The organism is Phycicoccus mangrovi (genome assembly GCF_018729305.1).
Taxonomy (GTDB): domain Bacteria; phylum Actinomycetota; class Actinomycetes; order Actinomycetales; family Dermatophilaceae; genus Phycicoccus; species Phycicoccus jejuensis.
In genome coordinates this window covers 53,785-79,831 of sequence record NZ_JAHHWP010000006.1, presented here as the reverse complement: position 1 = coordinate 79,831, position 26,047 = coordinate 53,785, and the positions used below count along the sequence as shown (strand labels likewise).

The following is a 26,047-nucleotide window of genomic DNA, read 5'->3' as shown; positions in this document are numbered from 1 at the left end:
CGCGTCACCCGAGGCCCCGGAACCACTCATACTGGTTCCGGGGCCTCACCCATTCCACCTCCCGCGAGGGCGCCGGATGGGTCATGCTGGGCACGTGGAGACGGCGAGGGACGTGCGGGTGCGCGAGGCGCTGCCCACCGACGCCTTCTCGGTCGCGGCGCTGCACATCCAGGACGAGCGGGAGCAGGGGTACGCGCTGCCGCCGGGCTTCCTCGACTCCTTCGCCGACGCCTGGCTGGCCGACCGTGCCCGCCGCACCTGGCTCGCCGAGGACGGCAGCGGCCGGCCGCTCGGGCTCGTGCACGGCACCCGGGTCCAGAAGCTGCCGAGCGCCCGTCGCCCGGCGGACGCCTGGTTCCACGTCAGCCTGCTCTTCGTCACGCCGGACGCCCGCGGCGCCGGGGTGGGGGAGCGCCTGCTGCGCACCCTCGTCGCGTGGGCCGCGACCGACCGCGTGACCCGCATCCAGCTCAACGCCGTGCCCGAGGCGCGCGGGCTCTACGCGCGGGTCGGGTTCGGCGCCCCGTCCGAGCGCCTCATGGAGCTGAGGCTCGACCGCCCGACCTAGGGTGGGCGGATGCAGCCCACCACCTCCCGCGGAGTCCTCGTCACCGGCGCGTCCCGAGGGGTGGGAGCCGCCGTCGCGCGGGCCTTCGCCGAGCGCGGCGACCGCGTCGTCGTCCACCACCGCGGGCCCGGCAGCGCCGACCGGGCGGACGAGGTGCTGGGCTCCTTGGCCGGGGAGGGGCACGTGCGCCTGGCGGCCGACCTCGCCGACCCGGCCGCCGTCGAGGCCCTCGCCGCGGACGCCGTGGCGGCGCTCGGGCGGGTCGACGTGCTCGTCAACAACGCGGCGATGATCGCCGAGCCCGGCTCGTCGGCGAGCCGCCGGGGCGACCACCCCCTCGACGCGACGTCGTACGAGGACTGGGTCGCGGTGTGGCAGCGGACGATCGCCACCAACCTCCTCGGCCCGGCGAACCTCACGTGGTGCGTCGCCCGGCACATGCTCGAGGTCGCCCCGGCCGACGGCGTCCCGGTCGGTCGCGTCGTCAACGTCGGCTCGCGCGGGGCCTACCGCGGCGAGCCCGAGATCCCCGCGTACGGCGCGTCCAAGGCGGGCCTGCACTCCTTCGGCCAGTCGATGGCCCAGCACCTCGGTCGGCACGGCATCGCCGTCACGAGCATCGCCCCCGGGTTCATCGCGACCGAGATGGCCGGCTACGCGATGGCCGACCCGGACGCCGCCGAGGCCACCCGCGCCCAGAGCCCGTTCCGCCGGGTCGCCCGGCCGGAGGAGGTCGCGGCGGCGGTCGTCGCCCTCGCGGAGCCCGCCGCGGAGTGGGCCTCCGGCGCGGTGCTCGACTTCAACGGGGCGTCGTACCTGCGCTGAGCCGGCCGGGCGGCACACCTAGGATCGGGGCATGGCCGACCTCGAGAGCACCGCCGACTTCGCTGGTGAGCCGGACGGATTCGAGCGGCTCTGGACCCCGCACCGGATGGTCTACATCCAGGGGGACCGCCCCGACCCCGACGCCGGTGACGGCTGCCCGTTCTGCGCGGCCCCGGGCAAGAGCGACGAGGAGGGGCTCGTCGTCCACCGCGGCGAGCACTGCTACGTCGTGATGAACCTCTTCCCCTACAACCCCGGCCACGTCCTCGTCTGCCCCTACCGGCACGTCCCGCTCTACGTCGACCTCACCGACGAGGAGACGGCCGAGTTCACCCTCCTGACCAAGCAGGCCGTGCGCGCGCTCGAGGCGGCGTCGGCGCCGATGGGCTTCAACCTCGGGATGAACCAGGGTGCGGTCGCCGGGGCCGGCGTCGCGGCCCACCTGCACCAGCACGTCGTGCCGCGCTGGGGCGGCGACAGCAACTTCCTGCCCATCGTCGCGCGCACTAAGGCCGTGCCGATGCTGCTCGAGGACGTCCGTGCCCGGCTCGCCGAGCACTGGCCCGCCTGAGGCACCGTCAGGCGGAGTCGGCCGTGGCCTTCAGGTGCTCCCGGGCGAGGCGGTCCGGCAGCACCTCGTAGCCGCGCGGCTCGCGCCGGAAGGTTCCCGTGCCGTGCGCGAGCGAGCGCAGGGCGACGGCGTAGTCGAGCAGCTCCAGGCGCGGCACGGCCGCCGTGAGCACCGAGCGGCCGGTGTCGCCCTCGGCCGGCTCGGAGCCGATGATCTGCCCGCGCCGGGTGCTGACGTCGGTCATCACCGCGCCGAGGTGCTCGTCGTCGACCTCGACCGTCACGGTGTCGATCGGCTCGAGCAGGCACAGCGACTGCGGCGAGGCGAGCTCGCGCAGCGCGAGCCCGGCCGCGGTCTGGAAGGCCATGTCGGAGGAGTCGACGCTGTGCGCCTTGCCGTCGGTCAGCGTGACGCGGACGTCGGTGACCGGCCACCCGGCGAGCAGGCCCTTGGCCAGCTGCGCGTGCACGCCCTTCTCGACGCTGCCGATGAACTGCCGCGGGACGGCGCCGCCGACGACGACCTCGGCGAACTCGACGCCGGAGCCGCGGGGGAGCGGCTCGAGGGTGAGGTGGCAGACCGCGTACTGGCCGTGGCCGCCCGACTGCTTGACGTGCCGGCCCTGCGCCTGCGAGCGCGTCACGGCGGTCTCCTTGAGGGCCACGGCCACCGGCTCCTGCTCGACCCCGACGTTGAAGCGGTCGCGCAGGCGGTGCAGGACGAGGTCGAGGTGCGCCGGGCCGGTGGTCCACAGGACGACCTGGCCGGTCTCGAGGTCGTGCTCGATCCGCAGCGACGGGTCCTCGGCCGCGAGCTCGCGGAACGCGACGGGCATCCGGTCCTCGTCGGCGCGCGTCGCGGCCCGCACGGCCGCCGGCAGCAGGGCGTCCGGCAGGGCCCACGGGGTGACGAGGAGCGGGCGCGCGGGGTCGGACAGGGTGTCGGAGGTCTGGGCGCCGGCGAGCTTGGTCACGACGACGACCTCGCCGGCGACGGCCTGCTCCTTGGCGAGCAGCTCGCCGTCGAGCGGCGACCCGAGCGACCCGGGCCGCACGTCGTCGTCGTGCGCCTCGTGCCCCTCGCCGGTCGGGCCGTCGAGCAGCTCGAGGTGGCCGGACACGTGCACCGGCCGGTCGACGCGCAGCGTCCCGGAGAAGACGCGCACCAGCGACAGGTGGCCGACGTAGGCGTCGGACTCGGTGTGGACGACCTCGGCGACGAGCGGTCCGTCGGGGTCGGCCGTGATCGCCACCGGGTCCCCGCCGCCGACGGGGGTCACGGTCGGCAGCGGACGCATCCCCGGGTGCGGGAACGCCGCCTCGACGAGGTGCAGCAGCACGTCGACGCCCGCGCCGGTCTCACCCGAGACCGGCAGCACGGGGTGGAACGCGCCGTGCGCGACCGCCTGAAGCAGGTCGCGCTCGAGCGTCTCGAACGGCAGGTCCTCCCCGGCGAGGTAGCGGTCCATCAGCTCGGGGTCCTCGGACTCCTCGATGATGCCCTCGACGAGCCCCGGACGGTGGGTGTCGAAGGCGTCGGCGTGCTCGGCGCCCGCCGCCCGCACCGTCCGCGCGCCCCCGGCGTAGTCGTGGATCTCGCCGAGCAGCAGGTCGGCGATCGAGGTCACCGCGCCGTCGGCCCCGGCCACCGGGACCCCGAGCGGCTGGATACCGGCGCCGAAGTGGGCCCGGCAGTCCTCGAGCGTCGCGACGAAGTCGGCGTCGCGTGCGTCGAGCTGGGTGACGACGACCGCCCGCGGCATCCCGACGACCGCGCACTCGTGCCAGAGCTGGCGGGAGCGGGCGTCGGCGCCGTCCGCGGCCGAGACGACGAAGAGGGCGGCGTCCGCAGCACGCAGACCCGCCCTCACCTGCCCGACGAAGTCGGGGTTGCCCGGGGCGTCGAGGAGGGTCATCACCACCTCCCCGCACGCGAGGGTGGCGGCCCGCAGGCCCGCCGGCTCCGAGCCCTTGGAGCGCGTCCCCGACCGTGGGGCGAGCTCCTCGACGACGCGGTCGAAGAGCCGCGAGGTCCCCGCGCCGCTCGGTCCGAGGAGGAGGACGGTGCGCAGGCGGGTGGTGTCCGTGACGGTCGGGGCCGGTGTTCCGCTCATGCCCCCCAATCAACTCCTCCCCGGCACCCAGCACAAGGGGATCGCGGGCCCCCACTACGCTGGCCGGACCATGCTCAACCGATACGCGCGCGCCTTCTTCACGAAGCTCCTCACCCCGGTCGCCTCGCTGCTCCTGCGGCTCGGCATCAGCCCCGACGTCGTCACCGTCATCGGCACGATCGGCGTGGCCGCGGGCGCGCTCGTGTTCTACCCGCGCGGCGAGTTCTTCGTCGGCACCCTCGTCATCACGGCGTTCGTCTTCTCCGACACCGTCGACGGCATCATGGCGCGGCGCCTCGGGCGCTCCAGCAGCTGGGGCGCCTACCTCGACTCCACCCTCGACCGGGTCGGCGACGCGGCGGTCTTCGGGGGCCTCGTCCTCTGGTACGCGGGCAACGGCGGCAACGCGTACATGGCCGCGCTCGCGCTCGCCTGCCTCATCCTCGGCAGCGTCGTCTCCTACGCCAAGGCCCGCGCCGAGGGCCTGGGGATGACGGCGAACGTCGGCATCGCCGAGCGCGCCGACCGGCTCGTCGCCGTCCTCGTGGCCACCGGCCTCACCGGGCTGTTCTCCATCCCCACCGTCTTCCTCGGGGTCGTCCTCGCCGTCCTCGCGCTCGCGAGCCTCGTCACCGTCGTCCAGCGCATCCTCGAGGTGCGTCGGCAGGCGCTGGGCGCCGCGTGAGGGGAGTGCCAGCGCGGCTCGGCGACGCCGCCGTGCTCGCCGGGCACCGTCTCGGCTGGGCCGCCGTCCGGCGGATGCCCGAGCGCGCCGCCTACCGGCTCTTCGACGCCGTCGCCGACGTCACCGTCGCCCGCGGCGGTGCGGCGCGGATGCGTGCCAACTACGCCAGGGTGCGCCCCGAGCTCGACGACGCCGCGCTCGACGCCCTCGTCCGCGACGGGATGCGCTCCTACCTGCGCTACTACTGCGAGGCGTTCCGCCTGCCCGAGCTCGGCCCGGACGAGCTCGCCGCCCGCGTGCGGCTCGAGGGCGACGGCCCGGTGCGCGAGGTGCTCGACGCCGGCGGCAGCATCGTCTGCTTCCTCGGCCACCTCGGCAACTGGGACCTCGCGGGCGCCTGGTGCACGGTGCACCTCGGCCCGGTGACGACCGTCGCCGAGCGGCTCGAGCCCGAGGAGGTCTTCCGCGAGTTCCTCGCCTTCCGCGAGGGCCTGGGGATGACCATCCTGCCGCTCACCGGGGGGCCCGCCGTCTTCCCGGCGCTGCGCGAGGCCGCGCGCCGTCCCGGCCTCGTCCCGCTGCTCGCCGACCGCGACCTCACCCACCAGGGCGTCACCGTCGACCTCTGCGGCCACCCGGCGCGGATGGCGCCCGGTCCCGCGGCCCTCGCCCTCGCCGAGCGGCGGCCGCTCTTCCCGGTGTCGATCCGGCACGAGCGCCGCGGGCGCGGCTGGGGCATCGTCATCACCTTCCACCCGGCCGTCACCGTGCCGGAGCGCGGCGCCACCCGCGAGAAGGTCGTCTCGATGGTGCAGCAGTGCGCGGACGCGCTGGGCTCCGCGGTGCGCGAGCACACCGCCGACTGGCACATGCTCCAGCGCGTCTTCCTCGAGGACCTCGACGAGGACCGCCTCGCGCGGCAGGGTGTGACCTCGTGAGGATCGGGATCGTCTGCCCCTACTCGTGGGACGTGCCGGGAGGCGTGCAGTTCCACGTCCGCGACCTCGCGGAGGTGTTCATCGCGCAGGGCCACGACGTCTCGGTGCTGGCGCCGGCCGACGAGGACTCCGACCTCCCGCCGTACCTCACCTCGTGCGGGCGCGCCGTGCCGGTGCGCTACAACGGCTCGGTGGCCCGGCTGACCTTCGGCCCGGTCACCTCCGCGCGGGTCACGCGCTGGCTCGAGACGGGTGGCTTCGACGTCGTGCACCTGCACGAGCCGGTCACGCCGTCGGTCTCGCTCATGGCGCTCTGGGCGGCCGAGGAGCCGGTCGTCGCGACCTTCCACACCTCGACCGTCCGCTCCCGGGCGATGCACGCCGCCAACCCGCTGCTGCGACCCTCGCTGGAGAAGATCCGCGCGCGCATCGCCGTCTCGGAGGACGCCGCGCGCACCGTGCACCGGCACCTCGGCGGCGACACCTACATCATCCCCAACGGCGTGCACGTCGACGCCTTCGACGTCGCGCCCCGACGCCCGGAGTGGACCGGCACCCCGGACGCGCCGACGCTCGCGTTCCTCGGCCGGGTCGACGAGCCGCGCAAGGGCCTCGAGGTCGCGCTCGCGGCGCTGCCGGCGGTCCTCGACGCCCACCCGCGGGCCCGGCTGCTCGTCGCCGGCCCGGGGGAGGCGGACGACCTGCTCAAGCGGGTCGAGCCGCGCGTGGCCGCCGCCACCGTCGTCCTCGGCGCCGTCTCGGACGCCGACAAGGCGAGCCTCCTGCGCTCGGTCGACGCCTACCTCGCGCCGCACCTCGGCGGTGAGAGCTTCGGCATCGTGCTCGTCGAGGCGATGGCCGCCGGCGCCCCCGTCGTGGCGTCCGACCTCTCGGCCTTCGTCGCGGTGCTCGACGGGGGGCGCGTCGGCGTCACCTTCGAGGCGGGCTCGGCCGCCGCGCTCGGTGACGCCGTCGTCGGCCTGCTCGCGGACCCCGCCCGCCGCGAGCACCTGTCCCGCGAGGGCCGCGACCAGGCCCGCACGTTCGACTGGTCGCGCGTCTCCGGCCAGGTGATGGCCGTCTACGAGACGGTGCTCGAGGGCGCGCACGCCGAGCTCGCGGAGCCGCCCCGCGGCCTGTGGAGCCGGTTCGTCCGCAGCGTCCCCGGGACGGGGGTCTCGTGAGCGACGTCGACATCCTCCAGGTGACGACCTTCGTCGTCATCGTCCTCATCGTCGCGGCCTGGTACCTCTCGTACGCGGCGGCCCGGCTCGACCGGCTGCACGCCAAGGCCGAGGGCGCGATGTCCGCGCTCGACGCCCAGCTCGTGCGCCGCGCCGAGGCCACGCTCGAGCTCGCCAACTCCGGGGCGCTCGACCCGGCCACCGCCCTCCTGCTCGCGGACGCCGCGACCGAGTCGGTCGAGCGCACGACGGAGCACCCGCTCGCCGAGGACCTCCTCGACGGGCAGCACTTCGGCGGGCGCGAGGAGGTCGAGTCCGCGCTGAGCGAGGTGCTCTCGGTCACCCTCACCGACGACGTCGTGACGCGGCTGCGGGCCGACGGCGACGAGCTCGTCGAGGAGTCGCTCGACCGCATCGCGGCGAGCGCCCTGCGGGTGCGGATGGCCCGCCGGTTCCTCAACGACGCGGTGCGCGAGGTGCGCCGCGTGCGCGGCAAGTGGGTCGTGCGCGTCTTCCGGCTGGCGGGTCACGCGGCGCTGCCCGAGCGGGTCGAGTTCGACGACGACCTTCCCTCCGCCCTGGCCCGCTGAGCGCTGTCGAACCGTGGTCGGGAGCACCCGCGCGACCGTCCTAGAATCGCGCCCATGACCGAGCAGCAGAGCGCCCCCACGACCACCGGCACCGGCACGACCCGCGTCAAGCGCGGCATGGCCGAGATGCTCAAGGGCGGCGTCATCATGGACGTCGTCACCGCCGAGCAGGCGAAGATCGCCGAGGACGCCGGCGCCGTCGCCGTCATGGCCCTCGAGCGCGTCCCCGCCGACATCCGCGCCCAGGGCGGTGTCTCGCGGATGAGCGACCCCGACATGATCGACTCGATCATCGAGGCCGTCTCGATCCCCGTCATGGCCAAGGCGCGCATCGGCCACTTCGTCGAGGCGCAGGTCCTCCAGTCCCTCGGGGTCGACTACATCGACGAGTCCGAGGTGCTCACCCCGGCCGACTACGCCAACCACATCGACAAGTGGCAGTTCACCGTCCCCTTCGTCTGCGGCGCGACGAACCTCGGTGAGGCCCTGCGCCGCATCACCGAGGGCGCGGCGATGATCCGCTCCAAGGGCGAGGCCGGCACCGGCGACGTCTCCAACGCGACGACGCACATGCGCTCGCTGCGCAAGGAGGTCAACCGCCTGCGCTCGATGGAGCCCGACGAGCTCTACGTCGCCGCCAAGGAGCTCCAGGCCCCGTACGACCTCGTCAAGGAGGTCGCCGAGACCGGCAAGCTGCCCGTCGTGCTCTTCACCGCCGGCGGCATCGCCACCCCGGCCGACGCCGCGATGATGATGCAGCTCGGCGCCGAGGGCGTCTTCGTCGGCTCGGGCATCTTCAAGTCCGGCAACCCGGCGCAGCGCGCCGAGGCCATCGTCAAGGCGACGACCTTCCACGACGACCCCGACGTCATCGCCAAGGTCTCGCGTGGCCTCGGCGAGGCGATGGTCGGCATCAACGTCGACGAGATCCCGCAGCCGCACCGCCTCGCCGAGCGCGGCTGGTGACGACCGGCGCTCAGGGGTGGCTCGGCGCGCGTGGGGCGCCGGGCACCTCGAGTGCCACGTCGTCGACGTAGCAGTAGAACCACTCCTCGCCGGGCTCGAAGGAGCGCACGACCGGGTGCTCCGTGGCGTGCGCGTGCGCCGTCGCGTGCCGGCCCGGTGAGGAGTCGCAGCAGCCGACGTGGCCGCACTCCTGGCACAGCCGCAGGTGCACCCACGTGCCGCCGTCGCGGAGGCACTCGACGCAGCCGTCGCCGCTCGGGGTCGGGGGCGTGGGGTCGGTCAGGTGGGTACAGGGCATCGGGTCCTCCTCGGTGGTGGTGACGAGCCGGAGCGGCTCGCAGTCGGGGCGGCCCGCGGCGTCGACGCGGGTCGCGAGGGGTGGTGCGCCCACCCCGGCGCAGAACGTCAGCTGCCGGTCGCCGGCCGCGGGGGCGAGGACGTCGTCGCGCACGGTGAGCCACGCGAGCACGCCGCCGGCGGCGAGGGCGGCCGCGCTGACCCACAGGGCGACCCCGAAACCGCCGTCGAACGTGGCCGGGTCGTCGTAGGCGCGACCGGACAGCCCGGCCACGGCCGGGACGACGGCGACGGCCAGCAGGCCGGCGGTGCGGGCCACCGCGTTGTTGACGCCCGAGGCCATCCCGGCGTGCTCCGCGGGGGCGGCGGCCAGCGCCGTGGCGGTGAGCGGCGAGACCATCGTGACGAGGCCGAGGCCCAGGACGAGGACCGCCGGCAGCACGTCGAGCAGGTACGAGGCCCCCGGGCCGAGGCGCAGCATGAGCAGCACGCCGGCGGCGGCGACGACCGGCCCGGCCGCCATCTGCCGCCGGGGCCCGAGACGCGCGGCGAGGGCGCCGGAGGTCGAGGAGAGCAGGAGCATCACCCCGGTCACCGGCAGCAGGGCCGTCCCGGCGGCGATCGGCGAGAAGCCGGACACCACCTGGAGCTGGACGACGAGGAGCAGGAAGACCGCCCCGAGGCCCGCGTAGACGAGGAAGGTCACGAGGTTGGCGGCGCGGAACTGCGCCCCCCGGAAGGCGGCGAACGGGAGCATCGGGGAGGGGGCCCGTCGCTCGACGACGACGAAGGCCGCCGCGGCGAGCAGCCCGGCGGCGCCGGCGACGAGGACGGCGGGCGAGACGCCGGACTCCCCGGCCGAGATCAGGGCGTAGGTGGCTCCGCCGAGGGCCAGCGCGCCGAGCACCGCGCCGGCGACGTCGACCGGGCCGCCCGCGCCGGGGTCGCGGCTCTCCGGGACGTGCCGCACCGCGAGGACGACGACCACCGCGGCGAGCGGGACGTTGACGAGGAACACCCACCGCCACGAGAGGGACTGCACGAGCCAGCCGCCGACGAAGGGCCCGACCGCGGTGGCCACGCCGCCGAGGCCCGACCACGCGCCGATGGCCCGGCCGCGGTCGGCGGGGGCGATGCTCGCCTGGATCATCGCGAGGCTGCCCGGCGTCAGCAGCGCCGCGCCGACCCCCTGGAGGGCCCGGGCCGCGACGAGGAGCCCGGCGTCCGGGGCGGCGCCGCACAGCAGCGAGGCGGCCGCGAACCACACGACCCCGACGACGAACACCCGCCGGCGGCCGAACCGGTCGCCGAGGACGCCGCCGAGGAGGATGAAGGCCGCGAGCGTCAGGGCGTAGGCCGAGACCACCCACTGGAGGGTCGCGAAGTCGGCGTCGAGCGAGGTCCCGACGGCGGGCAGCGCGACGTTGACCACCGTCGCGTCGATGCCGGCGAGCGCCGAGCCGAGGATCGAGGCGACGAGCAGCCATCGCCCGCCCGCCGAGGCGAGCGGGAGCCCGCGGTCGGTGGTGGCGGAGGCGGCGCTCACCGGACCATCGAACCAGCCGCCGGGGCTCAGGTCACCTGGGCGCGCTCGGCGAACTGGGGCCGCTCGTGCTCGCCGCGCTCGAGGACCGCGACGAGCTCCTCGGCGGCGCGCAGGACGTCGGCGTGGGTGAGGTACATCGGGCTGACGCCGAGCCGCACGATGTCGGGCTCGCGGAAGTCCCCGACGACGCCTCGCGCGATGAGCGCCTGGACGACCCCGTAGGCGCCCTCGTGGCGGATGCTCACCTGCGAGCCGCGGCGGGCGCCGTCCCTCGGGGTCGCGACCTCGAGGTCGGGCAGGAGGGTGTCGAGGCACTCGAGGAAGAACCCGGTGAGCGAGAGCGACCGGGCCCGCAGGTCCGCCACGTCGACGTCGTCGTACGCGGCGAGGGCGGCCTCGAGCGCGAGCATCGACAGCAGCGGGGGCGTGCCCACGCGGCCGCGCGCGATGCCGGCGGCCGGCGCGAACTCGGGCGCCATCGCGAAGGGGGTCGCGTGGCCGTTCCACCCCGACAGCGGCTGGTCGAAGGCGTCGTGGTGGCGCCGCGCGACGTAGAGGTACGCCGGGGCGCCCGGCCCGCCGTTGAGGTACTTGTAGCCGCACCCGACGGCGAGGTCGACCTCGTGGGCGTCGAGGTCGACGGGCAGCACCCCGGCCGAGTGGCAGAGGTCCCAGCACACGAGGGCGCCGACGGCGTGGGCCGCGCGCGTGACCGCCGGCAGGTCCCACAGCTCGCCGGTGCGGTAGTCGACCGAGCTGTAGGACGCGAGCGCGAGGTCGTCACCGAGCTCGGCGATGCGGGCCGGGGCGTCGGCGGGGGAGACGTGCTCGACGACGAGCCCGGTGTCGCGGGCGGCGGCGGCCGTCACGTAGAGGTCGGTGGGGAAGGAGGCAGGGTCGGTGAGGACGACGCGCCGCCCCGGGCGCATCCGGGCGGCCGCGACGACGACCTTGAAGAGGTTGACGGTCGTCGAGTCGGTGCAGACGACCTGCCCCGGCGCGGCGCCCACGAGCGCACCCACGCGGTCGCCGACGCGGGTCGGCGCTCCCCACCAGTCGGACTCGTTCCAGCTCGCGATGAGCCGCTCGCCCCACTGGCGGTGCACCACCTCGGCGACGGCCTCGCCGACGCCGACGGGCAGGGCGCCGAGCGAGTTGCCGTCGAGGTAGACGAGTCCCTCGGGCAGCACGAAGCGGGAGCGCAGGTCCGTGCCCGCGTGGGCGGCGTCGAGGTCCCGGGCGCGGGCGGTCAGCACTGACGACATGGCCCCGACGCTAGCCGCTCCGTCCGTACGACACCTCGGGCGGCGTCCGGCAAGCAGCCCGGGCAGGTCATGGACGTTCGGCCAGACTTGGGCCCCCGAGTTGCGGACATCCCTGCGGTGCAGTGACGGACGTCGCACACTCGACGGCATGCGGGGAGCCACGACGACACAGCCACCGGACCGTCCACAGGTGCGCAGCTCGGAGCACCAGGAGCTGCTGGAGGAGTCGCGCGCGCTCATCCTCACGGCGCAGACCCCGGACGCCCTCGACCGTGGCCGGCTCGAGGACATCGCCTCCCGCGCCGCACAGGAGGACTGGGTCGACGTCCTCATGGTGCTGGAGTACGTGCGGCTGCTCGCCGCGGACGGGGCCGCCGCACGGCGCCGCCACCTCGTCCGGCTGCGCGAGCGCGCGCGGGCCCAGGGCGACATCGTCTGGGAGGCGCTGGCGCTGGCGCAGGGCGCGACCGCCGAGATGTGGGACGACCGTCCGCGGCTGGACGCCGACCGCGACCTGACCCGCGCGACGGTCCTCCTGCGCGGGGCACCGCGGGGCCACGAGATGCTCGGCTCGGCGCACGTCGAGTGCGCGACCGGCTACCTCGACCGGGACATGTGGGACCTCGCCCTCGAGCACACCTCGTCGGCCGCCGACCAGCTGGGGAGCGACGAGCGCGACGCCTGGCGGATGGCCACGGCGATGTACAACCGGGCCGAGATCCAGCTGCGCCGGCTCTGCGTGACCCGGCAGACCGGCCCGAGCGAGGAGCTCCACGAGCTCGGCGTCCTCGCGCGCGGCGCGGTGCAGCGGGTCCCGCTCGAGCTGCTCCCCGAGAGCTGGCAGGTCGACCTGCACATCTTCGAGAACCTCATCGACGCCATCGCGCCGCCCGCCTCCGGGACGCCGCGCCCGCCCGCGGACGAGGAGAACGCGGAGTTCGCGACCTACCTCGGTCTCGCACGCTCCTTCACCGAACCCGACCCCCGCACGGCGCGCGAGCACCTCGCCGCCGCGATCGAGGCGTGGGACCGGGTGCGGATGCCCGAGCTGTACCTGCTCGCGCTGACCCGCGACGCCGAGCTCGAGGCCGAGGAGCTCGGCTACGAGACCGCGGGGCTGCGGGTCGCGCGGGAGCTCGCCCAGCGCCGGCAGGAGGCGCGCCTGGCCGCGCTCGAGGCCATCGGCTCGCTCATCCAGAACGAGTACCTGTCGAGCGAGCACGCCCGGCTGCGGGTGGCCGCCGAGGTCGACGCGCTGACCGGGGTCGCCAACCGGCGCGGGCTCGAGACCCACGTCGACGGGCTGCTCGGCGCGGAGCCGGGCACGGTGCGCGACGAGGTGACGCTCGTCCTCGTCGACGTCGACCACTTCAAGACGGTCAACGACACCCACGGCCACGAGGTCGGCGACGAGGTGCTCGTCCGGGTGGCGAGCTGCCTGCGGACGGTCGTGCGCGGCACCGACCTCGTCGTGCGCTGGGGTGGGGACGAGTTCCTGCTCCTGCTCGACACCGACCGGCTCGACACCGCCCTGCACCGGTGCCTCGACCTCGCCGAGCTCGTGCGCAGCGACCACTGGGAGGACCTCGCCGACGACCTGCGGGTCACGGTGAGCGTCGGGCTCGCCGTGGGCAAGGTCGCCGACCTCGACGGCCTGCGGCACATGGCCGACCGCGCGCTCTACCGCGCCAAGGAGCGCGGGCGGGACGGCGTCTCGACCTGACGCGGGGCGCTCCCGACCTCAGGCGTCGAGGGTCATCAGCAGCACCGGCTCGCGGTCCGGGGGCAGCCAGTGCGGGCGTGCCTCGCCGACGACCCGCCAGCCGCGGCGCCGGTAGAGGTCGGCGGCGACGGAGTGCTCCTGGACGACGTCGAGCACCGGTGTCCGCCCGAGCGACCGGACGTGCCCCACGGCCACCTCGAGCAGCCGGGAGCCGAGCCCGAGGCCGCGGCGCGCGGGGTCGACGAAGAGCGTCGACACGGTGCCGAGCCGCACGGCGGGCAGCCCGGTCGCCTCGACGAACGCCGCGGTCTCCCAGCCCTCCCCGGGCTCGAGGACGGCGACGTGCCCCGCGACCGCGCCGTCGACGGTCGCGACCCAGGCGCCGAGCTCGCCCGGCCGGACGACGAACTCCTCGACGGGGAAGGGCAGCGGCCAGCGCACCGGGTAGCGCGAGGCCGGCTGCTGGGCCGCGAGCACCTCGACGAGGGCAGGGACGTCGGCGGGCCGGCGGGGGCGCACGGTGGGCTCGGGCACCGGTGCAGCCTAGGTCGGGGCGGCCCGTAGAGTCGGTCGGCGTGACCACCACCCCCACCGTCGGCGTGCTCGCCGTGCAGGGCGACGTGCGCGAGCACCTCGTCGCCCTCGAGCGCGGCGGCGCCCGCGCCGTCACGGTGCGCCGGCCCGCCGAGGTCGAGGCCGTCGACGGGCTCGTCCTGCCCGGCGGCGAGTCGACGACCATCGACAAGCTCGTGCGCGCCTTCGACCTCCAGGCCCCGCTGCGCGAGCGCATCGCGGCCGGCCTGCCGGTCTACGGCTCCTGCGCCGGGATGATCCTCCTCGCCGACCGCCTCGCGGACGGCGCGGCCGGCCAGCAGACGCTCGGCGGGATGGACATCCTCGTGCGCCGCAACGCCTTCGGGCGGCAGGTCGACTCCTTCGAGGAGGACCTCCACATCCGGGAGCTCGGCGGCCAGCCGGTGCGCGCGGTGTTCATCCGGGCGCCGTGGGTGGAGGAGGCGGGGGAGGCCGTCGAGGTCCTCGCGCGGGTCGAGCACGGCCCGGCCGCGGGTAGGATCGTCGCCGCGCGGCAGGGGAACCTGCTGGTCACGTCCTTCCACCCGGAGGTGACCGGTGACCACCGGGTCCACCGCCTGTTCGTCGACATCGTGAAGCAGAGCCAGAGGGAGCGTTCATGAGCGGCCACTCCAAGTGGGCGACCACCAAGCACAAGAAGGCGGCGATCGACGCCAAGCGCGGCAAGCTCTTCGCCAAGCTCATCAAGAACATCGAGGTCGCGGCCCGCACCGGCGGCGGCGACCCGGCGGGCAACCCGACGCTCTACGACGCGATCCAGAAGGCCAAGAAGTCGTCGGTCCCCAACAACAACATCGACAACGCGGTCAAGCGCGGCTCCGGTGCGACGGCGGGCGGGGCCGACTGGCAGACCATCACGTACGAGGGCTACGCACCCGGCGGCGTGGCCCTGCTCATCGAGTGCCTCACCGACAACCGCAACCGCGCGGCGGCCGAGGTGCGCACCGCCCTGACCCGCAACGGCGGCCAGCTCGCCGACCCGGGCTCGGTGGCCTACGTCTTCAACCGCAAGGGCGTCGTCATCGTCCCCAAGAGCGACGACAAGGGCGAGGACGAGATCCTCGAGGTCGTCCTCGAGGCGGGGGCCGAGGAGGTCAACGACAACGGCGACGCCTGGGAGGTCGTCTCCGAGGCGACCGACGTCGTCGCGGTCCGGACCGCCCTCCAGGACGCCGGCATCGACTACGACTCGGCGGAGGCCTCCTGGGTCCCGAACCTCCAGGTCCCGCTCGACGCCGACGGCGCGAAGAAGATGATCCGCGTCATCGAGGCGCTCGAGGACTCCGACGACGTCCAGGACGTCTTCGCCAACGGCGACATCCCCGACGACGTCCTCGCCGAGCTCGACGCCGAGGACTGACCGGCGCCGCGTGTCGGTGCCGGGGGAGCGACCCGCGGGGTCGTAGCGTGGGTGTCGAACACCTGTTCCATCGGTCGGTGAAGGAGCCCGCGTGCGCGTCCTCGGTGTCGACCCCGGCCTCACCCGCTGCGGCCTCGGGGTCGTCGACGGTCGGCTCGGGCGTGCCCGGATGGTCGCCGTCGGCGTCGTCCGCACGCCGAGCGACGGCGACCCGGGGGAGCGGCTGGTCTTCCTCGAGCGCGAGATGGAGGGCTGGCTGGACCGCTACCGGCCCGACGTCGTCGCCGTCGAGCGGGTCTTCGCCGACTCCAACATCACCAACGTCATGAGCACCGCGCACGCCACCGCCGTCGCGCTGCTCGCCGCCACCAAGCGTGAGGTGCCCGTCGTCTTCCACACCCCGACCGAGGTCAAGGCCGCCGTCACCGGCTCCGGCCGCGCGGACAAGGCCCAGGTGACCGCGATGGTCACCCGCATCCTCGGCCTCGCGAGCCCGCCGAGGCCGGCGGACGCCGCCGACGCCCTGGCCCTCGCCATCTGCCACGCCTGGCGCGGCGCCCAGTCCGCGCGCCTCGACGCCCTCGCGAAGGCGGCCCGCGGATGATCGCCTCGCTGCGCGGGCCGGTCGGCCACGTCGGGCTCGACCACGTGGTCCTCGAGGTCGGCGGCGTCGGGATGCTCGTCCACACGACTCCGGCAACGGCCGCGGCCTGCCACCGCGGCCAAGAGGCCTCGCTCGCGACGACCCTCGTCGTCCGGGAGGACTCCCTGACCCTCTACGGCTTCGGCAGCCCGGCCGAGCGCGACATGTTCGAGACCGTCCAGACGGTCTCGGGCGTCGGGCCGCGCCTCGCCCTCGCGATGCTCTCGGTCATGGGGCCGGACCAGCTCGCCGCGGCGCTGTCCTCGGGCGACGCCAAGGCCCTGACCGCCATCCCCGGCATCGGCGCGAAGTCCGCCCAGCGGCTCGTCCTCGAGCTGCGCGACAAGGTCGGCGTGGTGCGCACGGGTGCGGGCCCGGGCGCCCCGGCGCCGGTCGTACCCGGCGAGGAGCCGTGGCGCGGCCAGGTCACCGAGGCGCTCGTCGGCCTCGGCTGGTCCGCCAAGCAGGCGGGCGACGCCGTCGAGCGGGTCGCCGGCAGTGCCCCCGCCGACGCCGACATCGCGGCGCTGCTGCGCCTGGCCCTGCGGGAGCTGCGCCCGTGAGCGCGTCGCGGGCCTGGGGGAGCGAGGTCCACGAGGCCGACGACCGCGAGGACGACGGCTCGTTCGACGCCACCGCCCGCGTCGTCGACGCCGGGGGCAGCGACGACGAGCGCGTCGTCGAGGCCGCACTGCGCCCCCGCAGGCTCGCCGAGTTCCCCGGCCAGCCCCGCGTGCGCGACCAGCTCGGCCTGGTCCTCGAGGCCGCGCGCCGCCGCGGCAGCCCGCCCGACCACGTCCTGCTCTCCGGCCCGCCGGGCCTCGGCAAGACGACCCTGGCGATGATCGTCGCCGCCGAGCTCGAGCGCCCGATCCGCGTGACGAGCGGCCCGGCCATCCAGCACGCGGGCGACCTCGCCGCCGTCCTCTCCAGCCTCGACGAGGGCGAGGTCCTCTTCCTCGACGAGATCCACCGGATGAGCCGCTCCGCGGAGGAGATGCTCTACCTCGCGATGGAGGACTTCCGGGTCGACGTCATCGTCGGCAAGGGCCCCGGCGCGACGGCGATCCCGCTCGAGCTGCCGCCCTTCACCGTCGTCGGCGCGACGACCCGCGCCGGTCTGCTGCCGGCCCCGCTGCGTGACCGGTTCGGGTTCACCGGCCACCTCGACTACTACGACACCGCCGACCTCGTGGCCATCCTGCGTCGCTCGGCCGGCCTGCTCGGCGTCGAGGCCGACGCCGACGGCATCACCGAGGTGGCCGGCCGCTCACGGGGGACGCCGCGCATCGCCAACCGGCTGCTGCGGCGGGTGCGCGACTGGGCCCAGGTCCACGGCGACGGGCACGTCGACCACGCCGCCGCCCGGGCCGCCCTCGCCCTCTTCGACGTCGACGACGCCGGCCTGGACCGCCTCGACCGCGCCGTCCTCGAGGCCCTCTGCCGGCGGTTCGCCGGCGGGCCGGTCGGCCTCTCGACCCTCGCCGTCGCCGTGGGGGAGGAGTCGGACACCGTCGAGACGGTCGCCGAGCCCTACCTCGTGCGCGAGGGCTTCATCTCGCGCACCCCGCGCGGGCGGGCCGCGACGGCCCGGGCCTGGAGCCACCTCGGGCTGCACCCGCCGGCCGGCGCCCCGCAGCAGGGCGCCCTGCCGCTGCTCGACGACGGCCCGGGCCGGCTCGGCGGCTGACCCGTGCCGCCGCGGCGTGCCGGGCACGCGCGGGCGTGTCGGATCGTTGGTGGGGCGTCCGCGTCTCGCCTACAGTGAGTCCTCGGCCCGGTGCTCCCGGGCCGACCCACTGTTCACCACAGCGCGGGGGACCCCCGCTCCGAAGGACCAACTCCGATGTCTTCCGGCTCCGGCTCCGGCCTCGCCTACCTCCTGATCCTGGGACTGCCGTTCCTCCTCCTCGTCTGGATGTTCTTCACCCAGCGCAAGCGCGGGCAGCAGGTGCAGGCCCTCCAGGCCTCCCTCGCCGTCGGCGAGGAGGTCGTGACGACGTCGGGTCTCTACGGCACGATCACCGCGCTCGACGACCAGGTGGCGACGCTCGACGTCGGGAACGGCGTCGCGCTGCGCTTCGACCGCCGGGCCATCGGGATGCGCGCGGGAGAGGTGCGCTGACGTGGCGAGCACCGCACCGCGCACGCTGGCCCGGCGCGCCCTCATCGGCCTGACGGTCCTCGTCGTCGCCCTCGGCGGCGTCCTCACCGGGTCGATCCTCTGGAGCGACGGACAGGCCACCCCCAAGCTCGGCCTCGACCTCGAGGGCGGCACCCAGATCATCCTCGAGCCGCGGGTCAGCAGCGGCCAGGCGGTCTCCGCCGAGGCCCTCGCCCAGGCACGCGACATCATCGTCCAGCGCGTCGACTCCAACGGCGTCTCCGGCGCCGAGGTGACGACCCAGGGCGACAGCAACATCGTCGTCAGCATCCCCGAGATCCCGACCCAGGCCGTCCGCAACGCGATCAGCCAGTCCTCGCAGATGCAGTTCCGCGCCGTCCTCGCGATCGGCTCCGGCGTCCCGGTCCCGACCGGTTCCCCGAGCGCGTCGCCGAGCGCCTCCGCGAGCGGTGCGGCGTCCCCGTCCCCCTCGGCCTCGGCCTCGGCCACCGCCTCCCCGGCCCCGAGCGCGTCCTCGACGCAGAACAGCGCCGTCAACGAGGCGCTCACCGCGGCGAGCCCGAGCCCCTCCGCCACGGCGAGCCCCTCGGAGGCCGCCAGCCCCTCCCCGTCCCCGAGCAGCAGCGGCAGCGCGGCGCCGAGCGGCCCGACCGACCTCGCGTGGATCACGCCCGAGGTCCAGCAGGCCTACGACGACCTCAACTGTGCGGACCCCAAGGCCCTCGACAACGTCAAGGACGTCGAGTCCGAGCCCCTCGTGACCTGCTCCGACGACGGCTCGACCAAGTACATCCTCGGCCCGGTCGCGGTCTCCGGCGACAAGATCACCGACGCCACCGCGGGCTACCAGACCAACCCGCAGGGCGTCGTCACGAGCACGGTCGAGATCGCCCTCACCTTCAACAGCGAGGGCGCCCGCCAGTACGCCGACATCAGCCGCACGATGGTCTCGCTGCCCTCGCCGCAGAACCAGCTCGCGACCGTCCTCGACTCGCGCGTCATCGTCGCGCCGCAGTTCAACGAGGCGATCCCCAACGGCCGCGCGAGCATCACCGGCGGCTTCACGCTCGCCGGGGCCAAGGAGCTCGCCGACCAGCTGAAGTTCGGCGCCCTGCCGCTGTCGTTCACCGAGCAGTCGAGCGTCGACATCAGCCCGACCCTCGGTGGCGAGCAGCTGCGCTACGGCTTCGTCGCCGGTCTCATCGGCCTCCTGCTCGTCGTCGTCTACTCGCTCTTCCAGTACCGGGTGCTCGGGTTCGTGACGATCAGCTCGATCGTCGTCGCCGGCCTGCTCACCTACCTCGCGATCACGATCCTCGGCTGGGCCCAGAACTACCGGCTCGACATGGCCGGCGTCACCGGTCTCATCGTGGCCATCGGGTTCACCGCCGACAGCTTCATCGTCTACTTCGAGCGGGTCCGTGACGAGCTGCGTGAGGGACGCTCCCTCGCGAGCGCCGTCGAGACCGGGTGGAACCGCGCCAAGCGCACGGTCCTCATCGCCGACGGCGTCAACTTCCTCGCGGCGATCGTCCTCTACGTGCTCGCGAGCTCGAGCGTGCGCGGCTTCGCGTTCACACTCGGCCTCACGACCCTCATCGACCTGCTCGTCGTCTTCTGGTTCACCCACCCGCTGCTCACGCTGCTGACCCGGGTGCCCTTCTTCCGCGACGGCCACCGGCTCTCCGGCCTCGACCCGCGCAGGCTCGGCGCCAAGAAGCGCTCGTACGCCGGCCGCGGGCGGTTCACCCCCGTCGAACCCTCCGCCCCCGCCACCGAAGGGAGCCGCGCGTGAGCACCTCCTTCGCCGACTTCGGCAACGACCTCTACACCGGCAAGCGCTCGATCCCGGTCGTCGCCAAGCGCCGGTCGTTCTACCTCGGCTCGCTCGTCCTCATCGTCATCGCCGTCCTCGGCCTGACGCTCCAGGGCCTCAACCTCGGCCTCGAGTTCCGCGGCGGCTCCGAGTTCCGCGTCGCGACGAGCTCGGCGCCCAGCGGCTACGAGCAGACCGCCCGCGACGCCGTCGGCGCCGCCGAGGACGCCAGCGGCGTCAACGTGACCCTCGTCGGCAACAACACGGTCCGCGTCCAGACCGAGAAGCTGTCCGACACCGACAGCCAGCAGGTCCGGGGTGAGCTCGCGCAGGCCTTCGGCGTGCCCGAGGAGAACGTCAGCGCGACGTTCATCGGCCCGTCGTGGGGCGCGTCGGTCAGCGGCCAGGCGCTGCGCGCCCTGGTCATCTTCCTCGTCGCCGTCGTCATCATGCTGAGCATCTACTTCCGCAACTGGAAGATGGCCGCCGCCTCGCTCGTCGCGCTCGTGCACGACCTCGTCATCACCGTCGGCATCTACAGCCTGAGCGGCTTCGAGATCTCGCCGGCGACGATGATCGGCTTCCTCACCGTCCTCGGCTACAGCCTCTACGACACCGTCGTCGTCTTCGACAAGGTGCGCGAGAACACGAACGAGGCGTTCGCCAACGGCCGGATGACCTTCGCGCAGGCCGCGAACCTCGCGGTCAACCAGACGATGGTCCGCTCGATCAACACGACGGTCATCGGCCTCCTGCCGATCGCCGCGGTGCTCGCCGTCGGCACGGTCTTCCTCGGCCCCGGCGTGCTCGTGGACCTCTCGCTCGTGCTGTTCGTCGGCATCCTCGTCGGCGCGTACTCGTCGATCTTCATCGCCACGCCCGTGCTCGTCACGCTGCGCCGCAACGAGGAGAAGGTCGTCGACCTCGAGAAGCGTGCCCGCCGCCACCAGGCGAAGCAGGCCAAGGAGGCCGGCCAGCCGGTGCCCGCGGCGGGCGACGACTCCGTGCCCGCCGCCTCGGTCGCGGCCGGTCAGGTCGACCGCGAGGAGGGCGCGACCCTCACCGGTCGGGCCGTCCACGAGTACGCCCGCTCCGGCCCGCGCAACCAGCCGCGCCGGACGCCGAAGTCCAAGCGGTGACCGCGCAGCCCCACGGCGGCGTCGACGAGGTCGTCGCCCGCTCGCTGCGCGACGTCGCCGACTTCCCGAGCCCCGGGGTCGTCTTCAAGGACATCACCCCGCTGCTCGCGGACCCCGTGGCCTTCGGCGAGGTCATCGGCGCGCTGGCCGACGGCCGCCGCGGCGAGGTCGACCTCGTGGCCGGCGTCGAGGCCCGCGGCTTCGTCGTGGGCGCCGCGATGGCCCACGCGATGGGCGTCGGGTTCGTGCCGGTCCGCAAGGCGGGCAAGCTCCCCGGCGACACCGTCGCGGCGTCCTACGACCTCGAGTACGGCTCGGCGACCATCGAGGTGCACGCCGACGCCGTCCCGGACGGCGCCCGCGTCGTCCTCGTCGACGACGTGCTCGCCACGGGGGGCACCGCCCTCGCCGCCTGGGAGCTGCTCGAGCGGGTCGGTGGCCACGTGGTCGGCTTCGACTGCGTCGTCGAGCTCGCCTTCCTCGGTGGCCGCGACCGGCTCGGCGAGCGCGAGGTGCGGGCGCTGCACGTCGTCGCCTGACCCGCGACTAGACTCCCGGCATGGCGGAGCACACGACAGCCGCCACCCCGGGGAACGCCGCTGCCGGGGTGGGGTCCCGGGCCAGGGCGCGGGCCGCCCTCGCGCGCGTCGGGCGCAACCGCCCGCCGAGCAACCCCGTGCTCGAGCCTCTGCTCCAGACCGTCCGCAGCACGCACCCCAAGGCCGACATCGCGCTCGTCGAGCGCGCCTACGCCGTCGCCGAGCGCGCCCACCAGGGCCAGAAGCGCCGCAGCGGCGACGACTACATCACCCACCCGCTCGCGGTGACGACGATCCTCGCCGAGCTCGGCATGACGCCGACGACCCTCGCGGCCGCGCTCCTGCACGACACCGTCGAGGACACCGCCTACAGCCTCGAGGCGCTGCGCCGCGACTTCGGCGACGAGATCGCGATGCTCGTCGACGGCGTGACCAAGCTCGACAAGGTCACCTACGGCCAGGCCGCGCAGGCCGAGACCGTCCGCAAGATGGTCGTCGCGATGGCCCGCGACATCCGGGTGCTCGTCATCAAGCTCGCCGACCGCCTCCACAACGCCCGCACGTGGCGCTACGTCTCCCAGGAGAGCGCCCAGCGCAAGGCCAAGGAGACCCTCGAGATCTACGCGCCGCTCGCGCACCGGCTCGGGATGAACACGATCAAGTGGGAGCTCGAGGACCTCTCGTTCCAGACCCTCTACCCGAAGGTCTACGACGAGATCGTGCGGCTCGTCGCCGAGCGCGCCCCGGCCCGCGAGGAGTACCTCGCGCAGGTGCGCGACGAGGTCGGCTCCGACCTGCGCTCGGCGAAGCTCAAGGCGACCGTCACCGGCCGCCCGAAGCACTACTACTCCGTCTACCAGAAGATGATCGTCGGCGGCCGCGACTTCGACCAGATCTACGACCTCGTCGCGGTCCGCGTCCTCGTCGACACGGTGCGCGACTGCTACGCGGCGCTCGGCGCCCTCCACGCGCGGTGGAACCCGGTCCCCGGCCGGTTCAAGGACTACATCGCGATGCCGAAGTTCAACATGTACCAGTCGCTGCACACGACGGTCATCGGCCCGGGCGGCAAGGCCGTCGAGATCCAGATCCGCACCCACGACATGCACCGCCGGGCGGAGTACGGCGTCGCCGCGCACTGGAAGTACAAGGAGGACCCCAACGGGCCGGCCCCCGGAGCCCACGCCCGTGACGGGCAGACCGGCCCGGTCAACGACATGGCCTGGCTGCGCCAGCTCCTCGACTGGCAGAAGGAGACCGCCGACCCGGGGGAGTTCCTCGAGTCGCTGCGCTTCGAGATCACCGCGAGCGAGGTCTACGTCTTCACCCCGAAGGGCCAGCTCGTCGGGCTGCCCGCCGGCGCGACGCCCGTCGACTTCGCCTACGCGGTGCACACCGAGGTCGGCCACCACTGCATCGGCGCCCGCGTCAACGGTCGCCTCGTGCCGCTCGAGAGCCGGCTCGACAACGGCGACGTCGTCGAGGTGCTCACCTCCAAGGCCGACTCGGCCGGTCCCTCGCGCGACTGGCTCTCGTTCGTGCGCTCCGCCCGGGCGCGCAACAAGATCAAGCACTGGTTCACCAAGGAACGCCGCGAGGAGATGATCGAGGAGGGCAAGGAGGCCCTCGCGAAGGCGATGCGCAAGCAGGGCCTGCCGCTCCAGCGGCTCACCTCCGTCGAGTCCCTCACCGGCGTCGCCGAGGAGCTGCGCCACCCCGGCATCGAGGCGCTCTACGCCGCGGTCGGGGAGGGGCACGTCAGCGCGCAGCACGTCGTCTCGCGGCTCGTCGCCTCCGTCGGCGGCGAGGAGGGGGCCAGCGAGGACATCGCCGAGGTCGCGTCCCCCGTGCTCAGCCGCCCGAGGTCCCGCCGCTCCGGCGACCCCGGCGTCGTCGTCAAGGGGATGTCGGACGTCTGGGTCAAGCTCGCGCGCTGCTGCACGCCGGTGCCCGGCGACGAGATCCTCGGCTTCGTGACGCGCGGCAACGGCGTCTCGGTCCACCGGCGCGACTGCACCAACGCCGACTCGCTGCTCGCGCAGTCGGACAAGATCATCGAGGTCGAGTGGGCGCCGACGTCGGCGAGCCTGTTCCTCGTCCAGCTCCAGGTCGAGGCGCTCGACCGCTCACGGCTGCTGTCGGACGTCACCCGGGTCATCTCCGACCACGGGGTCAACATCCTCTCGGCGTCGGTCCAGACCTCGCGCGACCGCGTCGCGATCCTGCGCTTCACCTTCGAGATGGGCGACCCGGGGCACCTCGGTCACGTCATCCGGGCGGTGCAGAACGTCGACGGCGTCCTCGACGCCGAGCGCGTCACCGGCGGGCGCCGGGACCACTGAGGTCCGCGGCGCCCCGCCGGGTGGGCGTGGGTCGGGGCGTCAGCCGCCGAACTCGTCCAGGCCCGCGCGCGCCTGGTCCAGCCACTGCTGCTGCGACGCCAGCCGCTCGCGGGCGGCCGCGGCCTTGCGCTCGTCACCGGAGGCCTCGGCCTTCGCGACGTCGGCCTCCGCCTTCGCGACGGCCGCCTCGAGCTGCTCGGCCATGCTCCGGGCGCGGGCGGACAGCTCGGGGTTGGTGGCCTTCCACCGCTGCTCGTCGGCCTCCCGCACGGCGGTCTCGACGCGGCGCATCCTCTTCTCGACGCGCTCGATGTCGGCACGCGGGACCTTGCCCGCGGCCTCCCAGCGGTCCTGGATGCCGCGCAGCGACGCCTTGGCGGCCTCGAGGTCGGTGACCGGGAGCAGCGCCTCGGCCTCGACGAGGAGCTCCTCCTTGACGGCGAGGTTGCCGCGGAACTCCTCGTCCTCGGCGGCCGAGGCGGCGTCCTTCGCGGTGAAGAACGCGTCCTGGGCGGCCCGGAAGCGCTCCCACAGGGCGTCGTCGTCGCTGCGGCTGGCCCGGCCGGCCTGGCGCCACCGGTCCATCAGCTGCTTGTAGGCGCGCGCGGTGGGACCCCAGTCGGTGCTCGTCGACATCGACTCCGCCTCGGCGACGAGCGACTCCTTGGTCGACTTCGCGTCGGCGCGGGTCGTCTCGAGCTCGGCGAACCACGCACGCCGTGCCTTGTCGAAGGCGTTGCGGGCATGGCTGAAGCGCTGCCACAGCGCGGTCTCGGTGGGCTTGTCGAGCTTGACGTCGCTGCGCTGGTGGCCCTTCCACTCCTCGAGGAGGGCCCGCATCCGCTCGCCGCTCTGCTTCCACTGCGTGCTGCCCGGGGGCTGCGCCGCGATGGTCTCGGCCTCGGCGACGATCGCCTCGCGGCGGGTCGCGGCCTCCGCGCGGGCGGCACGGCGCTGCTCGGACTCGGCCGAGCGCTTGGCCTCGAGGCCGGCCTCGACCCGCTCGACCGTGGCGTGCAGCGCGGGCAGGTCGCCGACGACGTTGGCCTGCTCGACGTGCTCCTTGAGCGTGCCCAGCCCGTCGGCGACCTCCTTCGCGGAGACGTCCGGGTTGGCCAGGCGGGCCTCGAGGAGCGCGGCGGACGCGGCGAGCTCGTCGTACTTGCGGGCGAAGTACTGCAGGGCCTCGTCCGGCGTCGCGCCCGGGTAGGAGCCGACCTCGCGCTCCTCGTCACCGACGGTGACGAACACGTGGCCCTCGTCGTCGACGCGACCGAAGCGGGCCGACTCGGAGTGCTCGGGCACCGCGGCCGGCGGCGCCGCGGGACGCGGGGCGACCCGCTTGGCGAGCGCGGCCGGGGACGGCACGGGGGGACGGGGTGTGGGCTGGTCCTCGGACACGGTCAGGACTTCTCCTCGGTGACAGCAACGCTGAGGATGCTGATCGGTGCGGCAGGCGATCCGTCGTCGGGGGAGCTCGTGTTGGGAGCGACCCCTTCGGCGGCGACGCGGTCGACGATATCCAACCCGGAGGTGACCGTGCCGAACACGGTGTACCCGTCGGGGTCGGGGAGGCTCGAGTCGCCGTAGACGATGAAGAACTGGCCGCCGTTGCCCTCCTTCGGGTCCTGGGTGCGTGCCATCGCGAGCGTGCCCCGCGGGTAGCTGCCGTCCTTCGGCGCGTTCTCGACGCCGAAGCCGTACCCGGGGCCGCCCTGGCCGGTCCCCGTCGGGTCGCCGCACTGGAGCACCTTGAGGGTCTCGGCGGTCGTCAGCCGGTGGCAGGGGGAGTCCTTCCAGTAGCTCTCGCGGGCCAGCTGGAGGAAGGAGGCGACGGCCTGCGGGGCCTTGGTGCCGTCGAGGCGCACGACGATGTCGCCGCAGTTGGTCGTGATCGTCGCGTCGAAGACCTTGCCCTGGGCGGAGGCCTTGTCCGGCAGCGTCAGCTCGGAGCGGGTGCCGAGCGGGCTGGGCGGCGGCTGGCAGCCGGCGACGACGGTCGCGGGGGTGTTGTCCGCGCCCGGTGCGGCCTCGTCACCGCCGCCGCGGCCGACCGTCACGGCGAGGACCCCGACGACGCCGAGCACGACGACGACCACGGCCACGACGGCCGAGAGCCGCTGGAGCCGGGCCCGGTCGCGCTGCCGCTGCGTCTGCTTCGCCTGCTGCTTCTCCCAGCGGCGGCGGGCGCGGGCCCGCTCCTGCTTCCTGGTCACCC

25 protein-coding genes are annotated in these 26,047 nt (G+C 74.3%); 19 read left to right on the top strand and 6 right to left on the bottom strand.

From position 1 onward, the window contains the following. Positions 1 to 94: 94 nt before the first annotated feature. From KMZ30_RS03020 to KMZ30_RS03010, 3 genes are read left to right on the top strand one after another with little or no spacing between them, the layout of a single operon-like run. Entirely contained in the window at positions 95 to 568 is a 474-nt protein-coding gene (locus KMZ30_RS03020; protein ID WP_215511639.1) for a GNAT family N-acetyltransferase, read from the top strand. Positions 569 to 577: 9 nt separating this feature from the next. After that, positions 578 to 1,393: an SDR family NAD(P)-dependent oxidoreductase gene (locus KMZ30_RS03015; protein ID WP_215511640.1), complete on the top strand. Its 816-nt coding sequence runs from the start codon at positions 578 to 580 to the stop codon at positions 1,391 to 1,393. 31 nt (positions 1,394 to 1,424) lie between these two features. Next, complete coding sequence (locus KMZ30_RS03010; protein ID WP_207021713.1) at positions 1,425 to 1,964, top strand: HIT family protein; 540 nt, start codon at positions 1,425 to 1,427, stop codon at positions 1,962 to 1,964. 7 nt (positions 1,965 to 1,971) lie between these two features. On the opposite strand, the gene KMZ30_RS03005 is transcribed toward KMZ30_RS03010, so the two are convergent. Further along, positions 1,972 to 4,077: an elongation factor G gene (locus KMZ30_RS03005; RefSeq protein WP_215511641.1), complete on the bottom strand. Its 2,106-nt coding sequence runs from the start codon at positions 4,075 to 4,077 to the stop codon at positions 1,972 to 1,974. Positions 4,078 to 4,147: 70 nt separating this feature from the next. Here KMZ30_RS03005 and pgsA point away from each other — a divergent pair, with 70 nt between their 5' ends. From pgsA to pdxS, 5 genes are read left to right on the top strand one after another with little or no spacing between them, the layout of a single operon-like run. Then, positions 4,148 to 4,762 (top strand): phosphatidylinositol phosphate synthase, encoded by a 615-nt coding sequence (gene pgsA, locus KMZ30_RS03000; protein ID WP_030529114.1) that lies wholly within the window; start codon positions 4,148 to 4,150, stop codon positions 4,760 to 4,762. Beyond that, positions 4,759 to 5,700: a phosphatidylinositol mannoside acyltransferase gene (locus KMZ30_RS02995; RefSeq protein ID WP_308284299.1), complete on the top strand. Its 942-nt coding sequence runs from the start codon at positions 4,759 to 4,761 to the stop codon at positions 5,698 to 5,700. The genes pgsA and KMZ30_RS02995 overlap by 4 nt, the downstream gene beginning before the upstream one ends. Next, positions 5,697 to 6,884 carry a glycosyltransferase family 4 protein gene (locus KMZ30_RS02990; RefSeq protein WP_215511642.1) on the top strand — a complete coding sequence of 396 codons (1,188 nt, stop codon included), beginning with the start codon at positions 5,697 to 5,699 and terminating at the stop codon, positions 6,882 to 6,884. The genes KMZ30_RS02995 and KMZ30_RS02990 overlap by 4 nt, the downstream gene beginning before the upstream one ends. Further along, positions 6,881 to 7,474, top strand: a complete 594-nt coding sequence (locus KMZ30_RS02985) for a hypothetical protein (RefSeq protein WP_308279581.1) — start codon at positions 6,881 to 6,883, stop codon at positions 7,472 to 7,474. The genes KMZ30_RS02990 and KMZ30_RS02985 overlap by 4 nt, the downstream gene beginning before the upstream one ends. Before the next feature lie 54 nt (positions 7,475 to 7,528). After that, complete coding sequence (pdxS, locus tag KMZ30_RS02980) at positions 7,529 to 8,440, top strand: pyridoxal 5'-phosphate synthase lyase subunit PdxS (RefSeq protein WP_215511643.1); 912 nt, start codon at positions 7,529 to 7,531, stop codon at positions 8,438 to 8,440. 10 nt (positions 8,441 to 8,450) lie between these two features. On the opposite strand, the gene KMZ30_RS02975 is transcribed toward pdxS, so the two are convergent. Both KMZ30_RS02975 and kynU read right to left on the bottom strand, forming a co-directional pair. Then, a complete protein-coding gene (locus tag KMZ30_RS02975) occupies positions 8,451 to 10,283 on the bottom strand; it encodes a DHA2 family efflux MFS transporter permease subunit (protein WP_215511644.1) in 1,833 nt (610 codons plus the stop codon). A gap of 26 nt (positions 10,284 to 10,309) precedes the next feature. Beyond that, the gene (kynU, locus tag KMZ30_RS02970) at positions 10,310 to 11,548 is read right to left on the bottom strand and encodes a kynureninase (RefSeq protein ID WP_215511645.1); all 1,239 of its coding nucleotides are present in this window, start codon (positions 11,546 to 11,548) and stop codon (positions 10,310 to 10,312) included. A gap of 190 nt (positions 11,549 to 11,738) precedes the next feature. On the opposite strand from kynU, the gene KMZ30_RS22220 reads away from it, so the two are divergent. After that, positions 11,739 to 13,271 (top strand): GGDEF domain-containing protein, encoded by a 1,533-nt coding sequence (locus KMZ30_RS22220; RefSeq protein WP_215511646.1) that lies wholly within the window; start codon positions 11,739 to 11,741, stop codon positions 13,269 to 13,271. A gap of 18 nt (positions 13,272 to 13,289) precedes the next feature. Here the strand turns inward: KMZ30_RS22220 and KMZ30_RS02960 are convergent, their stop codons facing one another. After that, positions 13,290 to 13,805 (bottom strand): GNAT family N-acetyltransferase, encoded by a 516-nt coding sequence (locus tag KMZ30_RS02960; RefSeq protein WP_308279582.1) that lies wholly within the window; start codon positions 13,803 to 13,805, stop codon positions 13,290 to 13,292. A gap of 41 nt (positions 13,806 to 13,846) precedes the next feature. Between KMZ30_RS02960 and pdxT the strand changes: the two genes are divergently transcribed. From pdxT to KMZ30_RS02910, 10 genes are all read left to right on the top strand, one after another. Next, a complete protein-coding gene (pdxT, locus tag KMZ30_RS02955; RefSeq protein WP_215511647.1) occupies positions 13,847 to 14,467 on the top strand; it encodes a pyridoxal 5'-phosphate synthase glutaminase subunit PdxT in 621 nt (206 codons plus the stop codon). Beyond that, positions 14,464 to 15,225: a YebC/PmpR family DNA-binding transcriptional regulator gene (locus KMZ30_RS02950; protein WP_030529124.1), complete on the top strand. Its 762-nt coding sequence runs from the start codon at positions 14,464 to 14,466 to the stop codon at positions 15,223 to 15,225. The genes pdxT and KMZ30_RS02950 overlap by 4 nt, the downstream gene beginning before the upstream one ends. Positions 15,226 to 15,316: 91 nt before the next feature. Continuing rightward, entirely contained in the window at positions 15,317 to 15,829 is a 513-nt protein-coding gene (gene ruvC / locus KMZ30_RS02945; RefSeq protein ID WP_215511648.1) for a crossover junction endodeoxyribonuclease RuvC, read from the top strand. After that, entirely contained in the window at positions 15,826 to 16,431 is a 606-nt protein-coding gene (gene ruvA / locus KMZ30_RS02940; RefSeq protein WP_215511649.1) for a Holliday junction branch migration protein RuvA, read from the top strand. The genes ruvC and ruvA overlap by 4 nt, the downstream gene beginning before the upstream one ends. Continuing rightward, the gene (gene ruvB, locus KMZ30_RS02935; protein ID WP_215511650.1) at positions 16,428 to 17,558 is read left to right on the top strand and encodes a Holliday junction branch migration DNA helicase RuvB; all 1,131 of its coding nucleotides are present in this window, start codon (positions 16,428 to 16,430) and stop codon (positions 17,556 to 17,558) included. The genes ruvA and ruvB overlap by 4 nt, the downstream gene beginning before the upstream one ends. A 156-nt stretch (positions 17,559 to 17,714) precedes the next feature. Then, positions 17,715 to 17,993 carry a preprotein translocase subunit YajC gene (yajC, locus tag KMZ30_RS02930; protein ID WP_207021723.1) on the top strand — a complete coding sequence of 93 codons (279 nt, stop codon included), beginning with the start codon at positions 17,715 to 17,717 and terminating at the stop codon, positions 17,991 to 17,993. A gap of 1 nt (position 17,994) precedes the next feature. After that, complete coding sequence (gene secD, locus KMZ30_RS02925; RefSeq protein WP_215511651.1) at positions 17,995 to 19,788, top strand: protein translocase subunit SecD; 1,794 nt, start codon at positions 17,995 to 17,997, stop codon at positions 19,786 to 19,788. Further along, entirely contained in the window at positions 19,785 to 20,948 is a 1,164-nt protein-coding gene (gene secF, locus KMZ30_RS02920; RefSeq protein ID WP_215511652.1) for a protein translocase subunit SecF, read from the top strand. Before secD ends, secF begins: the two co-directional genes overlap by 4 nt. Continuing rightward, entirely contained in the window at positions 20,945 to 21,487 is a 543-nt protein-coding gene (locus KMZ30_RS02915; RefSeq protein ID WP_215511653.1) for an adenine phosphoribosyltransferase, read from the top strand. Before secF ends, KMZ30_RS02915 begins: the two co-directional genes overlap by 4 nt. 20 nt (positions 21,488 to 21,507) lie before the next feature. Then, complete coding sequence (locus KMZ30_RS02910) at positions 21,508 to 23,829, top strand: RelA/SpoT family protein (RefSeq protein WP_215511654.1); 2,322 nt, start codon at positions 21,508 to 21,510, stop codon at positions 23,827 to 23,829. A 39-nt stretch (positions 23,830 to 23,868) separates the two neighbouring features. On the opposite strand, the gene KMZ30_RS02905 is transcribed toward KMZ30_RS02910, so the two are convergent. Both KMZ30_RS02905 and KMZ30_RS02900 read right to left on the bottom strand, forming a co-directional pair. After that, positions 23,869 to 25,230, bottom strand: a complete 1,362-nt coding sequence (locus tag KMZ30_RS02905) for a DUF349 domain-containing protein (protein WP_215511655.1) — start codon at positions 25,228 to 25,230, stop codon at positions 23,869 to 23,871. A 2-nt stretch (positions 25,231 to 25,232) separates the two neighbouring features. Further along, positions 25,233 to 26,045 carry a peptidylprolyl isomerase gene (locus tag KMZ30_RS02900; RefSeq protein WP_215511656.1) on the bottom strand — a complete coding sequence of 271 codons (813 nt, stop codon included), beginning with the start codon at positions 26,043 to 26,045 and terminating at the stop codon, positions 25,233 to 25,235. Positions 26,046 to 26,047 lie beyond the last annotated feature (2 nt).